The sequence below is a fragment of the Arsukibacterium sp. UBA3155 genome, from assembly GCA_002364615.1.
In the GTDB taxonomy this organism is placed as follows: Bacteria; Pseudomonadota; Gammaproteobacteria; order Enterobacterales; family Alteromonadaceae; genus Alishewanella.
On the sequence record DEYP01000010.1, the window covers coordinates 39456 to 58830 of the forward strand.

Here is a 19375-nt window from a genome sequence, read left to right on the forward strand (position 1 = left end):
AGTACTTACTTAGTTCAGCTGTTCCAACTGAGTAAGTACTGGCTACTACCTGAATGCTAGAAACGCTCCCGCCAGTAAATTTGCCGCGGGTTACCACGGTAACGGCCAAACATAAACTCAGCAACGGGCGAGTTATTATAGCTACCATCGTCATTCCAGTCATATTGCAGCCAAACCGGTACCTGATAAGTTGCCTCTACCGTACCTGACGCGGCAGGAGCCAGCAGCAACAGCCCGCCTGGCGGAGTCTTACCGCTACTTATCGTTGCGGCATTGGCCGAAGCGGTAGTAAGACTGTTACTCAGACTAAGGTTAGCTGCATTGATAGCACTGCAATTGTCAGCGGCGTTCGTCACAAAGCGACTGCCATCCCAGTATTCTGCCGTTAAGCTAACCGGCAAATCATCAAATTCCGGGCCAAAGCCATTGGCCATTTGCAACCGGCCGTAACGGATATCGGTCAGCATCAGAGCGGCTGCATTACAGCTATTGTCACTGGCACAGGCAATATTGCCGGTATTGGTATCAGGGCTGGCGACCAGGCTGCCATCATCATCGACCACGTTTAAGGCGATGCTTAACGTTAAGAATGGGCCGTCGGTAGCACCACTTAGCTGGCGATTTAGCGTTAATTCAGTGGTACTGAACGTTTGCTGGCCCAAGGCCCAGCTGGCAAAACCACTGCTGGTTAATCTGTTGGTTAAGTCTGTGCCATTGTCGGCATTTTCAGCCTGGAGCAATAGCGAGCTGTTCGCAAAAGCACCAAAGTAATTGCGGGTTCGCTGGCCCAGGGTATTACGAGCCGTTAAAGTAAAGCCCAGCGCAAAAGGTTGTTGCAAATAACTGAAACTACCGCAAGCTGCACTGCTACTGATATCACTAACGGCAAAATCGGCTGGCACAAAACGGCCGCTAGCCTGGCCACTGGCTTCCGGCACCGGACTGGTCATGCTTAGATAATTTATCGGCGCAGTATTAAACCTGAATACCCCTACTTCTGTGACGCTTTGCTGCACCAGGGTTTGGCCATTGACGGCGCGCTGGTGTGTATAATTTACCAGGCCCACTGTGCCGGGCTCGCCGGCAGGTGCCAGCAGCGTATGGCTAAGGGCAATAGTATTCTGTTGAAAATTCGGGGTTACCGGGTTACTACAGATATCAGTGCTGGCGTCCTGCCAGGCATGAGCGCTTATGGTAAGCGGAAAGGTCTCGCCGGCGCGTTTAAATACCGGGCAACTGGCATCGGCGGCCAGACAATGGCCATCATTTTTAATACATAAACCAGCCGGACGGCGGATAAACTGATCCGAACCGTTGAGAACAAGACCCGCGTCGTCGTTGGCAGCGTTACCGGTATAACGGGCATTTAACTGCACTTGCCCGGCATCAGCATAGTTAACGTTAATCAGTGCTTCACCATTGCCGTCAAAGTTTAATGGCAGCACAGTGCTAGTGGCTGTTTGACCGATGTTGTTAGCATTAACCTGTACCGGTATTGACACCGGCCGGCTAGCCGCATCGGGGTTAATATAATTGCTCCAGAAATTGACATTGCGGCTGACATTGGCAAATTGCGGTACACATTGCTGGCTGACATCACTTTGCCGCACGGCCGCCACCGTGATATTGGTATCAGGCTGGTTAGCAATACCATCAGGCACATTGAACACCAGCCCGGCGCTGGCAAAGTTAATATTGCAGGCTGCGGTGCTCAATGCGCTGGCACCGGCGCGGCATAAGGTCTGACTTAGCGGCCGGGTAGCGGGTACCGAACCGCTGATGCCAATCAAAGTGCTGCCGGCGACATTTCGGCGTAAATCAACGGTCGTCGTGCCACCGCTAAAATTAAGCACATTGCCCCCGACCCAACCGCCGTTCGTGACGGTAGCCGGACTTAAGGTTGCTCTGACCGGATCGGTGATCAGCTGATTGCAACTGGCATTGGCACAGGCCCTTACCGTTAAAGTTTCTGGCTTGCAGGTTAGTGCCTGTCCACTGTAATCAAATTCAAAATGGTCTATTTGCCGGCCTACCGGCGTGGAGCGCAGCGCACAAATACTCAGATTATCCAGCTCATGAATGTTAGTTGAGCCACCGGTTGAACCTGTTAGTGATAAAAAGAAATTCTCAGGTACGGCTGCCTGACCGGGCTCGGTGCGGGCGTTAAATGGTGCTATTAGCGTGATAAAGCCAGTACCATGATTGCGTTCAACCGATACCATGGTGGTACCCGGCGTTCGGGAGTCAACGGTAAAACGGTAACGGTGCGGGCTGGTCTCATTGCCATCAACTCTGGGATTGAGGCAGCCGCCGGCAGGGTTAGTGGCACCATTATTACAGGTACCTCGCAGATAGCGATAACCCGTAGTTCCCTCACCAGAGCCTCTTACCACCACGCTTTGCTGGCGCCGCCCCTTGCTGGCAGCGCCGCCCTCATTAGAAAAATTACCAAATTCGTCCAGGCCAAAGCCTAGCCAGCCACCAGCGAACCCCGGAATACCCGGTTTAAAACCATAGCCGAGCGGGCCACCAAAACTGCCGGGTTGTGGCGTGACAGTGGCATCAGACAGCACTACCGCCAGACCATCTGCACCACTACCACCATAAGCCCGGTAATCAAATTCAACAATAACCAGGTTATCTGCCGCTGGATAAAGCCGCTGATACGTCGCAGAGGTCGCCTGGTTTGCTACCGCCTGGGTCATTCGTAGCCGACCATTGACCACCTGCGGGGTAAAACTCCCGTTACTGCGGGCGGTAACCCAGGTATCACTTAAGGCCGCATCGCTAAAGGTGTCGGCCAGACACGCCAAGCATGTATCAGCTCGGTTGTTACCGTCGTAATTCAGACCATCACGTTGTGAAGTGTAAATTTGGTTTATTTCACTACCGTTGAGTTTATTCTGGTAGAACAAGACTTCGTCCATACGGCCGGTAAATGTATCGGAAAAACTATTGGCAGCCTGCCACCATACGCCGAGTGCCATCCGGCTTACTTCCATATTGCCACTTTGTGCGGTAGTACATCCCACCAGAGCCGCATTCAAATAAAGACATATTTCCTCGCCGCTGCGGGTAAACACCACGTGCTGCCAGGTGTTTACCGCTACGGTTGGTGGACTAGCAGTAAAGCTATGATAAACCCCCTTTATAGCAGTACGTATAGTATTCTCCGGGCTAAGATAGAGCTCAAATTCGTTGTTTCTGACGTTATTAGACGCTGAAATAAGTTCCCGAAATCCAGATGCGCTTTCCGGATAGATCCATAACGACAGTGAAAAGTTGTTCTGGGCATTCAGCAGGGCAGCTGGCAGCTCGGCCCGGCTATTAGTATTACCATTGAATCGCACAGCCTGATTAACTACCCCAACTGCGCGGGTTAAGTTTAAGCCAGCAGCAGGATAATTACCGGTTAACTCTGTCAGGACACTATTGCTCTCATCAAAACATTGATCCAGGGGATAATGCGCCATTAGAACAGCAGGGGGTACAACCGCATCACATACTACGCCACCTCGTAACTGAGAAATGGCGCTGGACCGGTAGTTTACTGAACCACCGAAATTGGAGACTGCACCTTTAGCCGCCACTGCGCCATTAACCAGCGCGTTGTTGTTAAGCTGAACCGCGCCACCGACCAACACAAAACCATTAATAATTGCGTTATTGTTGATAGTAAGATTGCCACTTACCACTAAAATAAAATTTTCTGGCGGGCCGCCGGAATTAAGTACGCTGTTATTACCAATGGTCAGGTTGCCATTAACGAATACGCGGCTGGTTGCGCCCGAAGTTGTCCGGATCGTATTATTGTTAATAACGTAATTGTCACTGGTATCGTAATAGTAGTCAATTGCTGCCAGCGGTTCAGGGAAACTAGGATTAGGGGTCGCCGGAAAAGGAATGCTAGTCGGTACCGCGCTGTTACTGCGAATGGCAGATGTCCATATATCGCTGCAATTAATTGCCTGAGCCTGCATGCTTATCAGTAATAAAATACTAAAAAATATCCGCCTCATTGCCTTACCTCCAGCACTATACTGCGACTGGTAATAAATTCATTAGCATTACAACTGGCGCTGCTTTGCAATTGATAAAGCTGGCTAAGCTGCTCGCTGGCAACCGCCTGAGCGCTGCACTGCACCTGCGCCTGACAGCCGGTTAAACCGGCAGTACTGAAATTAAATGTCCAGTTTGTGCAGTTGCTGGCGCCGGTACGGGGGAAAAGCTCCGTCAATGCCAGCTCCATGCCACTTTGCGCAGCAAATAAGGCGCGGGTGCCTTGCACTTCATACACGACGCTGTCGCTGCTACTTAACAAAATACGTGACAACGCCAGCACGATGGCCAGCATCACCACAATAATAAACACCGCGACAACTAAAGCACTGCCTCGTTGCGATGTTTTGCTAAGCGCCTGTTTAAGGAACATTGGGAATATGTACCTCGTAATTAAAAAACATGTCGCTGGCCTGGCTCTGGCCAAACTGCAGTAATAAGTTCACCACGCTGTTGCGGGTCAGTACGGCATTATTAATGGCAAAGCGCACCTGCTGTACATCGCTGGCCATTAACTCAGCATTACCCAAAGGTGGCAAAGGTTGCGCGGCACTGTAACTGTAATTGCTGTAGCGGCGAATACTGCCATCAACCGCATTAAAGCAGTAACTTACCGGGCTTGCTGACAGTAAATAAAAGCGCCGCTCAGGTGAGCCCAGCACAAAGCTATGGCTGCTGGCAAGTTGTACCGTGCGGGTGGCACTATTGCCATCCATATCGTCAGTTTCAGTGCCGCTAAACGGTATTGTGCTACCCGTGTTGCCATAAATATCGCCTGGTTGGCGTGGATAAATACTCAAGGGCAAACCGGGCACGGCGCCAAGATAACTACTTTGCCAGTTCAGCACAGCAAGCCTTAACTCTGTACCTGCCTGCGGGGCAACCGGCGCCTGTAAATAGATACCACTGCTGACAATGGGTGCAAATTCGATACAGCGCAACAATGCCGCATCGGCGGTACGAATACTGTTAGGCGCGGCATTACGCAGCTCGCGCTGCAGCCGCTCGGCAACGAAACGACTTTGGTTCAGTACCTGTTCCCGCTCAGTGGCATCGCTGTACATGCTGGCGCCAAGTCCAATATAACTGCTTACCCCCAGTGCCAGCACCGACAACAGCACAATAACAATGGTTAGCTCTATCAGGGTAAAGCCGTGCCGGAGTGTTATAAATATTGTCGGTTTTCTGTGCTGCATTACCAGTTACCTTTATAGCTACTGAACTGCAGTGCACTGCCTGTTGGAGTAATCACTGTAACGGTTATCACTTTGACCTGATCTGCCGCCAGACCAATACCGGTAACATCAGCGGCAGTCGCATAACGAACACTGACCGTCAGCTGATAATTTCGATAAACGTCGGCCAGATCTTCAGCCAGAATATTGGTTAACAGCGACCCGTTAGCGGTAAAATTGTTAAAGTCATCCACATCGTTAAACCGCAGCCGGTTATCGGGCGCCGTTTCTCCCGGATCTGCCGGCCAACTGCCATCGCCGTTTTGCAAAGTGCAAGCCGGCGCGCCGGTTTCACCGCAGCGCAGCAAACTGCCACTGCGGGGGCTTTGCTGATCAAAGGAGCGCGCCATAATGTCATTTAGCATACTCTGGCCAAGCTCAGTGGCCCGCACCTGATGCCAGGGATCGGTGCTCTTCACATACAAAGGACCCAGCACCGCCGTGACCAGGCTAAGCGCAATGGCCAGCACAACAATGCCGATAATCAGCTCAATAAGGCTCAGGCCCTGCTGGCGGCGACCTAATGCAAATTGGCCTAACATAGATGAATGTACCCTTCGTACTCAATGCAAATAGCCAGGTTGACACTGCCCAGTACTCTAACCCGGCAGCCACTGTTACAGCGACGCAAGCCAGACTCGGTTATCGGCTGGCCCAGATTATTAAAATATAAATCGTTATTAAAGGCGCCAGGCGACAGGCGAATGCTGCTACGGTCACGCTCGCTGATGCACATGGCAGTAGCGGTGTTATCACAGCCATTAATACCGGCGGGGTTAACACTAAAGCTGTTGACCCTAAAACCAGCCGGGGGACAGTTGGTGCACTGCATCGCCTGCATTTGCTGGCGCTGCAGTAAACTATATGCCTGGTCGCGGTATAAATATTCGTTGGTACCACTGCCAGAAAAAAAGCGTGGTAGCAGGGACACCGCTAACACGCCTATGATTACCAGCACCACGATAAGCTCTATTAAGGTAAAGCCGCGGTAGTGCTGGGTTTTGTTCATTACAACTTACTGCTGTTAACAGCCGTCATTTACAATAGTAATAACCGGCTTAATGCCAGGGCCTGATGCCTGCGTGTATAACACGTGACAATTTTCGTTTGCTGTATCATCAGCATTTATACCCGCCGCATCGGTGGCAATTCGAATTGCACCGGCTGCTGGTGTACCGAACACAAAGTCTGATAATTCAGCTGCGGCAGTTAAATCAGTACTGGTAGCGGCCGGATAACCATAAACGATATTTATGGCAGGATCCGTTAGTGTTTCGGTAGCTGCATTTTGTTCACCGGCGATGATTGCCTTGCCATAAATCAACGAGCTGGCAGACTCTAGCGAACCTTTAACACCCTGTAATACCGAATTACGGGCATCACCACCAAAATCTAAAAATTTCGGTGCAGCGGTTACTGCCAGAATACCCAGAATGACAATAACAATAATTAATTCAATTAATGTAAAACCTGCCTGATTACGTTTCATAAATACTACCTTTTGCTAAATTAAAACTTAGATGTTTTTGTTTAAAAATAAGCCAACCTGACCTGTCGCCGCATTGTACGAAAAGCCATTATTACCGACGGTATCGGCAGGAGCAGTCGAAAGTCCAGCCGTTTGGTGGTAAAAACAGATATTGGCGTCAGCCCGGACAAACAACTGGTTAGCGGCAACAAAAGTGGTGGCCACTCTAAGTTGCTGCTGAAATAAGTTGTTAATCAGGTACAGACAATCATCTGCAGTAACACTGGTAACCCGGGTATTAGTCGCCGGATCGCCAGACGGGTAGCCAATATCGCCATCAACGCCAATTTGCACCATGTCATAGTTGACGACCGTTCGCTCTGCCGTGCCACCGTTGCCGTCTGGCCGGCCCGACACTTCCCACTGCGCCCGCACCAGGCCTACTGCCGAGGCATAACCACCGGCAATACCTTCCACTGCCACATCTTCTGCTTCAGCAGTAACATTTAAAAACCGCGGCAGCGCGGTTGCAGCCAGCAAGCCGAGGATGATGATTACGATCACTAATTCTATTAATGTAAAACCGCTTTGCTGTTTCATATTGGGTTGTTTCATATTGGTTGCTCCCAGGCACTTGTCATATTGAGTATATCGTTAATTATTGTTATGAGCTTAATTTGTATCAAGTATTAACCGCCTTTGTAAGCGTTTAGCATATCCCACATTGGCGTAAAAATCCCCAATGCCAGTAACAATACCATGGCGGCGACAATCACAATCAGGATCGGCTCTATTTTGGCCGTCAGGCTTTTTAAGTCAAACGCCACTTCACGTTCATAAAAGCCGGCTACTTCCGTTAGCATTTCATCCATCTGACCCGTTTCTTCGCCAACCGAGACCATTTGTAACACCAGCTCCGTAAACATATTACTTTGCTGTGCCACCCGCAACAGACTTTCGCCCCGTTCAATACTGCGCCGCATTTCCCGGATCTTCTCTCCAAGATAGTCGTTATCGACCGCTTCGGCAACTAAGCTAAGCGCGGTAGTAATTGGCACCCCGGCTTTAAGCATCATTGAAAAGCTGCGGGCAAAGCGCCCAAGCGTAGCGCGGTTAATAATGCTGCCAATAATTGGCACCCGTAATTTCCAGCGCCCCCACCGGTATTTACCAGCCGGCGTTTGCAAATAAAAACTGATACCAATAATGGATGCTACCAACAATACCAGCAACAAGGGCCAGAAGGTAATAAAAAACGAAGAGCTGGCAAGTAATAGCTGAGTAGACCAGGGCAGCTCGGCATTAAAGCGGGCAAACATATTGGCAAATTGCGGAATAACAAAAATATTCAGAATAACCATGGCCACCACCAGGGCAAATAATACAAAAATCGGATAACGGGTGGCCTGTTTAATTTGCTTTCGGGTTTCCAGCTCTTGCTCAAAATAAAAGGTTAACTGCAAAAACGCGTCGTCAAGCCGGCCGGTGTTCTCACCCACATGCACCAGACTGACAATTAAACGACTGAATACTTTAGGGTGGCTTGCCATAGCAACCGATAAACTGCGGCCATTTTCCAGCTCGCGGGCCAGATCGTTCATTACCTGGCGCAGTCGCGGCGAACCGGTACTTTCAGCCAGACTTTTAATCGACCGGATAATGGGGATACCGGCTTTCATCAACGAATACATCTGGCGGGAAAATATAATCAGCTCCGTCAGGCTGACTTTGGCCTGCCACAGCTGGAATGGGGCGGCTTTGTCAGCAACGACAATGGCTTCGATACTTAGTGGAATGTAACGACGCTGCTTCAGCATGTCCGCCGCCGCCGCCTGACTACCGGCCTCCAGCTGACCGGTAACGGCATTACCACTGGCATCCCGCGCTTTGTACTGAAAGCTGGCCATATCTTAGTTGTCCTCTGCCGCGTCAGGTGCCGGCATGTCCGGCGTTAACGGCTCGGTTTCCAGATATTCTGATACCCTGATAACCTCTTCTAACGTGGTAATGCCCTGCTGGGCATAATCAAGCGCCATATTTCCTAAGCTGACAAAATCGGGGCTGTGGTAGGCCAGATCACTGAAGCCTTCAATGTCCGAGCGGCGTAACGCGTCTGCCAACGGTTTATTAATAACCAATAGCTCAAACACGCCCAGCCGGCCTTTATAGCCGGTATGATGACACGACTGACAGCCCTGGCCCTGCCAGTAACTGGCTTGGTCATTGGCTTTATGGTGTCGTAACCAGGTTAATTCCAGCTCGTCAGGCTGATGCGGCTTTTTACAATAGTCACATAACCGCCTGATAAGCCGCTGGGCAATAATAGCCCTTAGGGCACTGGCTACCAGATAAGGCGCCGCCCCCATATCAATTAAGCGCAGGGTGCTGGATACCGCATCATTGGTGTGCAGGGTAGATAATACCAGGTGCCCGGTAAGCGCGCCGCGCAGACCCATTTCGGCGGTTTCCTGATCGCGCATCTCGCCCACCATGATGATGTCGGGGTCCTGACGCAAGGTAGTACGCAGTACATTGCTGAAGGTCAGGCCTATTTTATGATTAACCTGCACCTGATTAATCCGCGATAAGCGATATTCTACGGGATCTTCCACCGTGATAATTTTACTGCCTGCCTGATTAAGCTCACTAAGCAGGCCATATAAGGTGGTGGTTTTACCCGAACCGGTGGGCCCGGTAACAAGGATCATGCCATGCGGGCTTTGCACTATACGTCGCAATCTGGCCAACATCGGGCCCGGGATCCCGGTATCTTCCATCTTTAACAGCCCGGCTGACTGGTCCAGCAAACGCATCACCACCGACTCACCGTATTGCACCGGCATGGTAGACATCCGGATATCAATTTTATGTTGCTTAACGGTAATTTGAAAACGGCCATCCTGCGGCAGCCGTTTTTCAGAAATATCCAGGCTGGCCATCAGTTTTAACCGCAGTACCAGCGCGGCAGCAATACTCACTTCATTTAAAGTGCTTTCCTGTAAAATTCCGTCTACCCGCTGGCGGATGCGCAGCACCTTTTCATCGGGTTCAATATGAATATCCGAGGCTTTAACCTGCACGGCATCTTCAAAGATTGAACGTAACAACTTGGCTATCGTGTTGTCGGTTTCTTCCCGGTTTTCTTCAGCAAGCAATGCATCATCGGTATCACCGCTATGCTCTTGTTTTAACTGCGTCGCAAAGGTTTCAATATCTTTGGTACGCCGATACAGCGAGTCAAACGCTTCCAGCAATTGGCTTTCGCGCACCACGGCAATTTTAATTTCACGAGGGGCAAGCAGTGGCGCTATCTGATCCAGCACAGCCAGGTCAGCCGGATCGTTCATGCCCAGCAAAACGGAATCGCCCATGTCTTCAATTACCAGCGCTCTGAAGCGTCTGGCATGTACTTCAGCAAGTAACTGGGCGGCTTTAGGATCAATTTTTCTCTGGGCAATGTCCAGAAATGGCACCTGCAGCTGCTGGGCTAAAAATTGCAGTAACTGTTGCTCAGAGAGAAACTGCATTTCTATCAGGGTGGCGCCGAGCTTACGGCCACTGCTTTTCTGACGCGCCAGGGCTTGCTCCAGCTGGCTCTCAGTTATAATATTTTCGTGCACCAGCAAATCGCCTAGGCGCATTTTAAGCTTGGGTTTTTGCATACTAAGGTTCTGTTGCCTTAAGCCGTTGTTGAATAAAGTTATGGCTGCTCACCGATAACGCCTGACGATATTGCCAGGCATGCTGATAATACTGGTGGGCCTGCGCTGACTGACCAAGTTGTTCGCTGGCTAGAGCAGCGCCAAGACTCCAGCGTCCCTGATCTGGCTGCAATTGCTGCAACCGCTGATACCAGCCAAGCGCCGCAGCATGTTGCTGCAGTTGCTGTAATACCGTGGCTTTCATACCAAAATATTCCGGCTCAGCAGCCAACTCAAACTGATCGGGTAAAAACGCTAATGCTTGCTGCCACTGGCCCTGACGGACCGCCAACTGGGCTAACTGCATATTAATTTCTGCGCTTAACACCCCTTTTTGGCGCGCTTGCAACAGCACCTGACTGGCGGTAATAATTTGCTGTTGCTTTAACCATAGCCTGGCCAGGTTCAGATAACCGTTAGCCTCGGCAGGTTGCTGCGACACGATCTGTTGCCAGATAGTAATGGCGCCACTGGTGTCTCCTGCCGCTTCACTGGCATTTGCCCGATGTTGCATATTTTGCTGCTGCTGTGCAGCGCTTAGCTGCTGTTTATTTATCATGGTCTGCGGCTGAGCTGCAGCGGCCGGCTCAGCAGCTGCCCCAGTCTTTACCAGCGACGTATTAACACGCACTGGCTGCGCCAGAACCGGTGTCAGTTCGCGTTGCATGGTCAGCACTTCCGCCTGACGCTCGCCAACGAGTGTGGCTGCTACTACTACCGCAGCATCGGCCACATCTAACGGTTTAGCTTTTTTTTCTGCGGTAACTGCTGTCACTGGCTCTGTTTTAATTTGCTCTGCCGTCAGCACTGCCATATTGCCGGCAAGCCCGGCTTCGTCCATTTCGGTTGGCTGGCTGATGTTGGCTAAAGGTTGCAATTGATCGCCACTGGCACCTTGATCAATCGTTGCCGTTTGTTGCACCTGAGCACCGCTGCTTTGCTGATGTGGGCGAGAAAATGAAAATAAAAGTACGCCAATCAACATTAACCCTGCCAGCAAAGCAAATCCAAAGTAATACCTGGTGCGTCCACTGCCCTGCCTCGGAGCCTGCTTCTGTTCGCTGACAGCAAGATCGGGCTGCTGGCGTTGCTCAAGGTCCTGCAGCATTTTATTAATGACACTCATCGCCACATCCAGCCAACACAGGCTGCGCTAAATACCGCAGCACCACTTAACAACCACACATAATGGCGTTTGCTGCGCCGGGTGTCTTCAGTGTCCTCAGCGGCAAAGCGGATATGCCTGGCGGTGACCCTGCTTTTACCCTCGCCGTACGCCAACATCAGCCCTTTATGCGCCAGTAAATTAACCAGTCGGGGAATGCCACGACTGTAACGGCCGATAGCAAGTAAAGCGAATGAATTGAATAAGGCGGGCGTAGCGCCTGCTACCTGCAGCCTGTGCCTTACATAGAAACGGATTTGTGCTGGTGACATTACCGGCAACACGTAAGAGAATGAAATGCGTTGACGCAATTGCCGGAACTGCTGACTTGCCAAACGCTGATCCAGCTCAGGCTGGCCAAATAGTACCACTTGTAATAACTTTCGCTGCTCGGTCTCCAGGTTGGTAAGTAGCCGCAATGACTCGAGGGTATCGTCGGGCAAGCCCTGCGCTTCATCAATCACCAGGATAATTTTCTTACCACTTTGCGCCAGCAGAATAAGCTGCCGTTGCAGTAATTGCAAAAGCTGGCTGGCATCGATATTGGCTGAATATTTTAGTCCCAGCTCTGCAGCCAGTGCCCAGCGAAGCTCTAATGGACTTACACTGGGATCAGGCAAATACGCCAGTTGCCAGTCAGCCTGCGCCTGCTTCAGTAGCAGGCGACATAACAACGTTTTCCCGGTGCCGACTTCACCGGTTACTTTAATAAAGCCCTCACCGGCAGCTAACGCCGTATTCAGCACCGCCAGAGCCGCCTCATGTTGCGGTAAGCCAACATAGAAACGGGTATCGGGAGTAAGTGAAAACGGCGTTAATGCCAGATTAAAGTGGGCAGCATACATAAGCTTATTGCTCAGGATACCAGTCAGTGATTAATTCCGCTGACTGCTGTAACTGCTGGTGCCAGACGCCATTGCCCACGACGGTAGGCTTTAGCAGGATCACCAGTTCTTTTTTTCGTTCGACTTTATTTTTGCTTGTAAATAACTGGCCCAATATAGGTATTGCTCCCAATACCGGTGTGCGTGATTCACTGTCACTGGTAACGGTTTGCATTAAGCCACCAATAACCACAATTTCACCACTTTGCGCTTTAATAATGGTATCAGACTCCCGGATATTGCTTTGCGCCAATGGCAATACAATTTGCTCATCGCTAAAGCGGATCGTTTTGCTCTGCTCAGAGGTCTCTGTGACTGACGGGTGAATATGCAAGATCACACTACCGTTCTGATCGATCTGCGGCGTCACATCCAGTGCAATACCGGAGAAAAAAGGTTGCAGAGAAATATTGGGCGACGTGGTCGTTGCCCCGGTGCCCGCAATAGTCGTATTGCTGGTAATGTCAGTGACGAAATATTCATCCTGACCCACTTTAATCACCGCTTTTTGATTATTCATCGCGGTAACCCGCGGACTGGATAGCACCTGAGCATTACCCTGCGTCTCCAGCAAATTAATGACGCCGTTAAAGTCAGCATTACTGAATGAAATAGCGCTGACCCCACCGACATTGCTGCTTATTGTATTGTTTGGGATAACCCCTGACGTGGTAAAGTTGAAACTGGTTGAGCCGATTGTGGCCAGCGCATTCTGCCAGTTAATACCCTGTTGATATTCATCACTTAATGTCACTTCAATAATTTTAGCTTCCAGCACAACCTGCCGCTGTAATTGCTGTTCGGACTGACCCAGAAACGCCTTAACTGCTGCGATTTCATCTGGCATGCCACGCACCGTTACTAAGCCGGCTTGTGGGCTGACGACCACCATTCTTTGCTCACCTTCACCTAATACGCCCTGTACCGCTTCTTTTAAATCACTCCAGAAATCAGTACGGCTTTCACTTTGAATGGTACTGCCATTAAACTGTTGCTGGCTGTTCTGCATCTGGCCATTATTATTGCCAAACGGACTATTTTGCTGGTTGTTATTCGCTAACCCCTGATTACCAGCACTATTATTGTTATTATTTTGATTGTTGTCCTGCGACACACCACCGGAATTAACAGAAATAGATGAAAAGCCGTTGCGTTGTAACATCAGATAGTTAACCGCGATAGTTTCGGTTCGCAAGCCCGCAGGATAAACCTGATAGACCATGCCCTGGCGTCGGATATCAAAACCATACAGCGACTGGACAATAGCCAGTGTCTCAGCTAGCGTTACCTGCTTCAGTTGCAGGCTGATGGTGCCCTGAACACTGGGGTGAACCACCAGACTGTAGGGCGTATCGTGCACAATCGAATGAAAAAAATCGTTAAGTGCAACGTCTGAAGCCGAAATGTTGAATCTCGGTTCAGTGCTGGCAACCACAGGCGCAGGCCTGGCCAGCAAATCCTGAGTGACCGCTGCCGGCACAGCTAACACAGGTTTAGCCGCAGGGACGTCGCTCTGCAATGCTTTTTTCGCTTCCGTGGGGCCAGCATTGGGCTGTAAAGCCTGACACGCACTCAGCAACAGCAGACTGCTGACAAAACACACATTTAAACGGGTATTATTCTTCATATTTTTTTATCGTTTTATTATGTAACTGCAAAATGAGTTTTTCCTCTCCCCGGCTCAGCACAACCGAAGTAGCTCTGATATTTGTGAGGGTATAACCTTGATATTGCTCACCAAGTTGCAGTAACTGACCATTAATAGTGGCACTAGTCCGCTGGTTACTGTTTTGAATGATTTGCAACTTTAACGCACTGACCGGGCTGACAGCATTGCCACTGCCCCCTCCCTTGGTAGGGTCAACATAACCTGTGGCCGGCCGCGTGGGGTCGGCCTGACTGCTAAACGTTAGCAACAACACAGCGCTATAGCTGAATAAAGTTTTCATTCTCGCTCACTGTAATAAATTCAATGCTAATATCAGCCATCGGATACTCCGTTACCTGGTAATCCAGTTGCTGCCACTGCACCAGCCAGGGTAACTGCTCTAACTCGGTTAGCAGTTGCTGCACACTAGCGTAACGACCGCGGACCATCAGCGTAGTTCTGTGCTGATACAACAAGGGCGCTTCTTCCGCTAACTGGCCTGCCAGCACAACAGGCACCGCTGCAGAAGTTGACAGGGCTTGTAATTTTACCTGCTGACTTTTCGACAGAATTTCCCGCAGTAGTGCCAGCATCTGATCGGCACCAATAAATAAACTGCTTTGATTTTGTCTTTGGACTGCCAACTCTGCCTGTTGCCTGGTGAGGCTGGCAATGTCATCCCGAAAGGGTTGTTCGATATCAATGGCCAGTTGCAACTGCAAAAGCTCAAGTTGTTGCTGAACTTGTTGTTGCTGTAAGCGCAGTTTTTGCTGTTGCCCGGTCAATTGCTTTTGTTGCTGCCAGGCAGGCTCCAGCAGATAGATGAGGAGTAGCCAGAAAATTAAGATTAGTGAGCCAAAAAAGACCAGCCGCTTTTCACGCAGCTGTAACGCATGATATTTCTGGTTTAATTGCTGCCAGTTAGTCATGTTCAGTCTCCCTGCTCAGCAATAAGATGGAACTGTACTGCCTGCTGCTCTGGCAATTCTGTTAACCGCAGCTGGTTAAAGCGCTGGCCTTGAAAATAGTCGAAGTGGCGCAGACTTTCCAGCCAGCCAGGCACTTCAGCTGGTACTATCGTCAGACCTTTTAACTCGCTGGTGCGAGGGCGCAGTTTAAAATGGGTTAACCACACGCTGTTAATATCGGTTTCAAGTAACTGTTGCAACACCGTACTGTATGCATAGTCCGCCCGTATTTGCTGTGCGGATAAATAGTGTTGCAAAGCGATTTGCTGTTCAACCCGACGCTTTAGCAAGTCACGTTCGTTAATAAGCGCTGACGATGGCTTGCGCTGCAGCAGAGCTTGCTGCAATAGCTCAAGCTGTTGCTGCTGGCGCGTCAACTGCTGTTCCGCATGGGCATTCAGTTGCAACTGTTTTTGTTGCTGCCATTGTAACCCCCCCCATGCCAGCAAACTTATAGCCAGTACCAGCAGCAACAACACAAATAATGACGACAGTGTCATCGTTTGCTTCTGCGGTTGCAAAGCTACCTGATAAAGATTAATCCGCTGTTTCATGCTGTCGGCTCCCAACTGGAGCTGACGGTAGCGGCAATAGCTGGCCAGAATTCATTCAAATTAATGGCCGCAGCCCAGTGCAATTCGGGTTTAAGTTGCAATGCCTGAACCTGGTTAAAGCCAGCCTGATGAAATAATGGTACTAAATCCGTTCGTTCTGCGCCGCTACATAACAATTGAATACTGCGCACCGGCGGCAATTTAAGCTGGCTTTCGATATAGTCCATAGAGCGTTGAATTTCCAACAGTAAATTATCAAACACCCCCTGCTGTAGGTCAGTTTTATTGTATTGATGCAGGCGATTAAAACCACGGATCCGCCTGGAGAATTGTAATTGGCCTTGCCGGATTACCTGCAGCAATACGTCTTGTCCGGGTTGATGCATTAACACGAGCGCGGCATGATCAGCATAATGGGTTAATTCATGAATTAACCACTCTTCAATTAAGATTTGCTGCAAGCTCAGTTTTGCATCAGTAACAATTGCGATCAGCTCCTGCAACTGGCTTTTGGCACTTACCACCACATTAATTTTAGCAGGTTGTCCCGGCGCGCCGGGCAAGTCGATATAGTCAAGTACCAGCTCTTCCAGAGCAATATCAGTAAGATCTTTGATTTGCCAGGGCAAAGCGGTTAGCAACTCCGGCTCGTCCAGTGCCGGCTTCTCGAGCTGAACAATCTGGTACATCGCCGGAGAAATAATCAAAGATAACGCCATCATTTTATTAACATGACCAAGCGCTTCTTTCATTGCAGGCTGCCAATCGCCATGGTTTACCGGATAAACAGAGACGGCTGCCTCTTTGTCACGCGCGGGCTGAAGTAAAAGCTGAATTTCATGATCACGAATATGCAGCACAGCAATACCTGCTGAGCTTTTGTGGCCAAATCTGATGTGCTGCAATACTTTGGCTAACATCTTAATGCTATTTAACCCTGATATCGGTTTATAATACTGGCACTTTCACTTTAAAGTTACCAACCCGCTTTATGTTATTGTCACCCATGGATATCGCAGCTCCTTCTGCCAGTTGGCACCAGATTGTTGAACCGCGGCTTTCTGAAGCCCGTGTTGAGCTTTGGTTATATTGTCAGACGATGGCTGAGCCAATGTTATCTGGTAACAAATGGATGAAATTACAATATCATATAAAGTTGATTCAGCAACAGCAATATCGCGGCTTAGTGACTTTCGGAGGGCCTTTCTCAAATCATCTTGCGGCCTGTGCTGCTGTTGCAAAACTCAATAAGATTAATGCCATCGCCTATGTCCGGACAGACAATATTGATCTGAATAATCCTACCTTAGCCTATTGTCAGGGACAGGGAATGCAGCTGATTGCAATCGATCGCCAGACCTATCGACAACGGCAGCAACAGACTTTTCTCGGGCTGATAACGAAACGCCATCCCGATCATTTGCTGGTACCAGAAGGTGGAAGTTCTGTGTTAGGTGCGCAAGGTATCGCCGATTTAAATCTTACCGATACACCGGCAGGTCGGGCTGATGTGATTGCTACCGCATCAGCCAGTGGCGGAACAGTAGCCGGTTTGATTATGGCAGCCAGTCGGGCAAGCCCGGCAGCTAATGCGGTTAAAGAGGTGATAGGACTGGCGGTAGTGAATGACGACGCTTTAACAGAAAAGATTACAGTGCTGTTGAAAACAGCAGACGTTAAGTCTTTTCCCTGGCGCATTATTACCACAGCAGCAGAGCATCGTTATGCTAAATGTCCGCAGCAACACATAGATTTTTGTTGTCAATTTACTAAACAACACGGTATTGCAGTTGAACCGGTGTATACCGGCAGGGCACTATATAAGCTTTATCAAATGATTGGTGCGGGGGAATTTGCACCTGGCAGCCGGATTAGTTTTTTTCATACCGGCGGCTTGCAAGGTGTGGCGGGCTTACGCTATCGCGACTTAATCAATCCGCAGCAGTACCGGTTACTATCTTCGACAAAGGCTGGCTAAAATAGAAACCCTGCCCCCCTGCAACGCCCAATTTTTGCAGTGTCTGCCACTCGTTGGCCAACTCTACGCCAGTGCCGATAACCCGGATACCACGCTCTGCAAAATGGGATATTAAACCACGAACAAATAATTGTTGCTCCAGATGTTCATCAATATTGCGCACAACAGATGGATGTAATTTGGCAGACTCAATGGCTAAATCATCAGCGTAAGGTGGAATATCAATAGTTAATCCAACTTGATCAACCACCAGTGCAAACCCTAACTTTATAACCTTATCTAACACCGGCTTGAGTTTATCGTAATACCGGATGAGATGATGCTCAGTCAATTCTAATGCTAATTGCGAAGGGTCTAGCTGCCCGGACGCTACCAGCTGCTCCAGCCATTGTTGCCAATCCTTACTTAAAAGCGAATGAGCATTTATATTAACACTGCACCTGATAGCGCTCCGGCTTTCTAATAAACCAAGTTTAGCCGCACGAAGCAACACGTGCTGATCAATTTGTAGTGTTAAACCACAGCTATAAGCCATTGGCAGAAATATCGCCGCCGGTATGTTTTCACCCTCAGTGCTTTGCAACCTGACCAACACTTCCTGTTGCAACAGTTCCTGATCCTGCCAGGAAAACACGGGTTGAAAACTTAAACTGAAGCGATGTTGAACTAGTGCTTTAGTTAATTCTGAACGCCACCAGACCGAACCTTTTGCCGCTGGCTTTTTTTCTGGCTCAAAACCAAACGCACTGTTATGACCATACAATTGTGCGGTTCTAAGGGCCATATCCGCTTCGGACAGCAATTGATAAGTCGTTTGATTACGCTGATACGCAACATATCCGATATGAACAAAATCCGAACTCAGATACGTGGCAAAACAATTTGCCCGTCCCATCGCTACGACCAGAGTGTCAGCCAGGTTAGCCATTTCTTTCTCTGCTATACCAGACAGTAATAGTACTAAATCATTTTCGGACAGGCGCGCCAGGATCCTGTCCTGATAAGGCTCACAGTAACTATTAATGACTTCAACGCAGGCTTTAAGGCATGCAAGCTGTTTAACCTGGCTAACACTATGACCGGGATGAGAAACCTCAATAATAAATAACCCACCGGCACCTTCTTCAGAAGCATCACTGAGAAAGTGTTGCAGTTTGCTTTCAAAAAAGATCCGGTTACCAATTGCAAGTTCATGATCAATCAAGCCTTGCACTCTTACCAGATGGCGTACTTCATGGTCTCGCCGAATGTAATTTAATAATCGGTCATTAATCTTTTCCAGCCGGAGTTCAGGCATTAAATCAACCCGTTGACTAAGCTCCAACCGCTCTTCCAACCGTTTTATAGCATGATCAACTTGCAATACTGTCGTCGCCAAAGAACGACGATGATATTGCACACCGTAGAACAAACCAGTCAGGAATAGGGCTAACAAACCATTAAATAACAATGCTAATTGCCATATGGCCAGGTTTGCAGGCAAAAAAATCGCGGAAATAACAAATAAACTATTCGCAAACAACAGACAGGAGGCCAGGATAATTAACCAGCTGGAATAGGTTTTTTGTTTAAATAAGCGGGCAAGTGACACGTACAACTCCTTTTGACTGTTGATACAGTGTTAACGTTATTTGCTGCTTTGTCCAGATATTAACCAGCTTTCCAGCGTGAAGATCAGTAAGCTAAACGCAAAAAAGCCCACTCGACTGAGTGGG

Annotated in this window: 18 protein-coding genes; 1 reads left to right on the plus strand and 17 read right to left on the minus strand. The window is 49.3% G+C overall.

The genetic code is table 11. The features are described from left to right. Nucleotides 1–56 precede the first annotated feature (56 nt). The 16 genes from B2X65_RS03035 to B2X65_RS03110 all read right to left on the minus strand — a co-directional run bounded on the left by B2X65_RS03035 (nucleotide 57) and on the right by B2X65_RS03110 (nucleotide 16602). Nucleotides 57–4019, minus strand: coding sequence for a DUF6701 domain-containing protein (locus tag B2X65_RS03035; protein WP_290610583.1), 3963 nt, complete (start codon nucleotides 4017–4019; stop codon nucleotides 57–59). After that, nucleotides 4016–4432 carry a pilus assembly PilX N-terminal domain-containing protein gene (locus tag B2X65_RS03040; protein ID WP_290610584.1) on the minus strand — a complete coding sequence of 139 codons (417 nt, stop codon included), beginning with the start codon at nucleotides 4430–4432 and terminating at the stop codon, nucleotides 4016–4018. The genes B2X65_RS03035 and B2X65_RS03040 overlap by 4 nt, the downstream gene beginning before the upstream one ends. After that, entirely contained in the window at nucleotides 4422–5255 is an 834-nt protein-coding gene (locus B2X65_RS03045; protein ID WP_290610585.1) for a type II secretion system protein, read from the minus strand. The genes B2X65_RS03040 and B2X65_RS03045 overlap by 11 nt, the downstream gene beginning before the upstream one ends. Then, a complete protein-coding gene (locus B2X65_RS03050) occupies nucleotides 5255–5836 on the minus strand; it encodes a prepilin-type N-terminal cleavage/methylation domain-containing protein (RefSeq protein ID WP_290610586.1) in 582 nt (193 codons plus the stop codon). The genes B2X65_RS03045 and B2X65_RS03050 overlap by 1 nt, the downstream gene beginning before the upstream one ends. Then, complete coding sequence (locus B2X65_RS03055) at nucleotides 5830–6303, minus strand: type II secretion system protein (RefSeq protein ID WP_290610587.1); 474 nt, start codon at nucleotides 6301–6303, stop codon at nucleotides 5830–5832. Before B2X65_RS03055 ends, B2X65_RS03050 begins: the two co-directional genes overlap by 7 nt. 15 nt (nucleotides 6304–6318) lie before the next feature. Beyond that, entirely contained in the window at nucleotides 6319–6783 is a 465-nt protein-coding gene (locus tag B2X65_RS03060; RefSeq protein ID WP_290610588.1) for a prepilin-type N-terminal cleavage/methylation domain-containing protein, read from the minus strand. A gap of 27 nt (nucleotides 6784–6810) precedes the next feature. Next, nucleotides 6811–7377 (minus strand): prepilin-type N-terminal cleavage/methylation domain-containing protein, encoded by a 567-nt coding sequence (locus B2X65_RS03065; RefSeq protein ID WP_290610590.1) that lies wholly within the window; start codon nucleotides 7375–7377, stop codon nucleotides 6811–6813. A gap of 74 nt (nucleotides 7378–7451) precedes the next feature. Further along, nucleotides 7452–8669: a type II secretion system F family protein gene (locus B2X65_RS03070; RefSeq protein ID WP_290610591.1), complete on the minus strand. Its 1218-nt coding sequence runs from the start codon at nucleotides 8667–8669 to the stop codon at nucleotides 7452–7454. Nucleotides 8670–8672: 3 nt separating this feature from the next. Then, entirely contained in the window at nucleotides 8673–10424 is a 1752-nt protein-coding gene (locus tag B2X65_RS03075) for a GspE/PulE family protein (protein ID WP_290610592.1), read from the minus strand. A gap of 1 nt (nucleotide 10425) precedes the next feature. Next, nucleotides 10426–11589, minus strand: a complete 1164-nt coding sequence (locus B2X65_RS03080; RefSeq protein WP_290610593.1) for a hypothetical protein — start codon at nucleotides 11587–11589, stop codon at nucleotides 10426–10428. Beyond that, nucleotides 11586–12473: an ExeA family protein gene (locus B2X65_RS03085; RefSeq protein WP_290610595.1), complete on the minus strand. Its 888-nt coding sequence runs from the start codon at nucleotides 12471–12473 to the stop codon at nucleotides 11586–11588. The genes B2X65_RS03080 and B2X65_RS03085 overlap by 4 nt, the downstream gene beginning before the upstream one ends. Nucleotides 12474–12477: 4 nt before the next feature. Then, a complete protein-coding gene (gene mshL, locus B2X65_RS03090) occupies nucleotides 12478–14139 on the minus strand; it encodes a pilus (MSHA type) biogenesis protein MshL (RefSeq protein WP_290610596.1) in 1662 nt (553 codons plus the stop codon). Further along, entirely contained in the window at nucleotides 14129–14461 is a 333-nt protein-coding gene (locus B2X65_RS03095; protein WP_290610597.1) for a hypothetical protein, read from the minus strand. Before B2X65_RS03095 ends, mshL begins: the two co-directional genes overlap by 11 nt. After that, nucleotides 14439–15089, minus strand: a complete 651-nt coding sequence (locus B2X65_RS03100; RefSeq protein ID WP_290610598.1) for a hypothetical protein — start codon at nucleotides 15087–15089, stop codon at nucleotides 14439–14441. The genes B2X65_RS03095 and B2X65_RS03100 overlap by 23 nt, the downstream gene beginning before the upstream one ends. A 2-nt stretch (nucleotides 15090–15091) precedes the next feature. Next, a complete protein-coding gene (locus B2X65_RS03105; protein WP_290610600.1) occupies nucleotides 15092–15682 on the minus strand; it encodes a PilN domain-containing protein in 591 nt (196 codons plus the stop codon). Further along, complete coding sequence (locus tag B2X65_RS03110; protein WP_290610602.1) at nucleotides 15679–16602, minus strand: hypothetical protein; 924 nt, start codon at nucleotides 16600–16602, stop codon at nucleotides 15679–15681. Before B2X65_RS03110 ends, B2X65_RS03105 begins: the two co-directional genes overlap by 4 nt. 86 nt (nucleotides 16603–16688) lie before the next feature. On the opposite strand from B2X65_RS03110, the gene B2X65_RS03115 reads away from it, so the two are divergent. Continuing rightward, on the plus strand, nucleotides 16689–17660 hold the full coding sequence (locus B2X65_RS03115) for a 1-aminocyclopropane-1-carboxylate deaminase/D-cysteine desulfhydrase (RefSeq protein ID WP_290610603.1): 972 nt from the start codon (nucleotides 16689–16691) through the stop codon (nucleotides 17658–17660). On the opposite strand, the gene B2X65_RS03120 is transcribed toward B2X65_RS03115, so the two are convergent. Continuing rightward, the gene (locus B2X65_RS03120) at nucleotides 17614–19251 is read right to left on the minus strand and encodes an EAL domain-containing protein (protein WP_290610604.1); all 1638 of its coding nucleotides are present in this window, start codon (nucleotides 19249–19251) and stop codon (nucleotides 17614–17616) included. The genes B2X65_RS03115 and B2X65_RS03120 overlap by 47 nt on opposite strands. Nucleotides 19252–19375 lie beyond the last annotated feature (124 nt).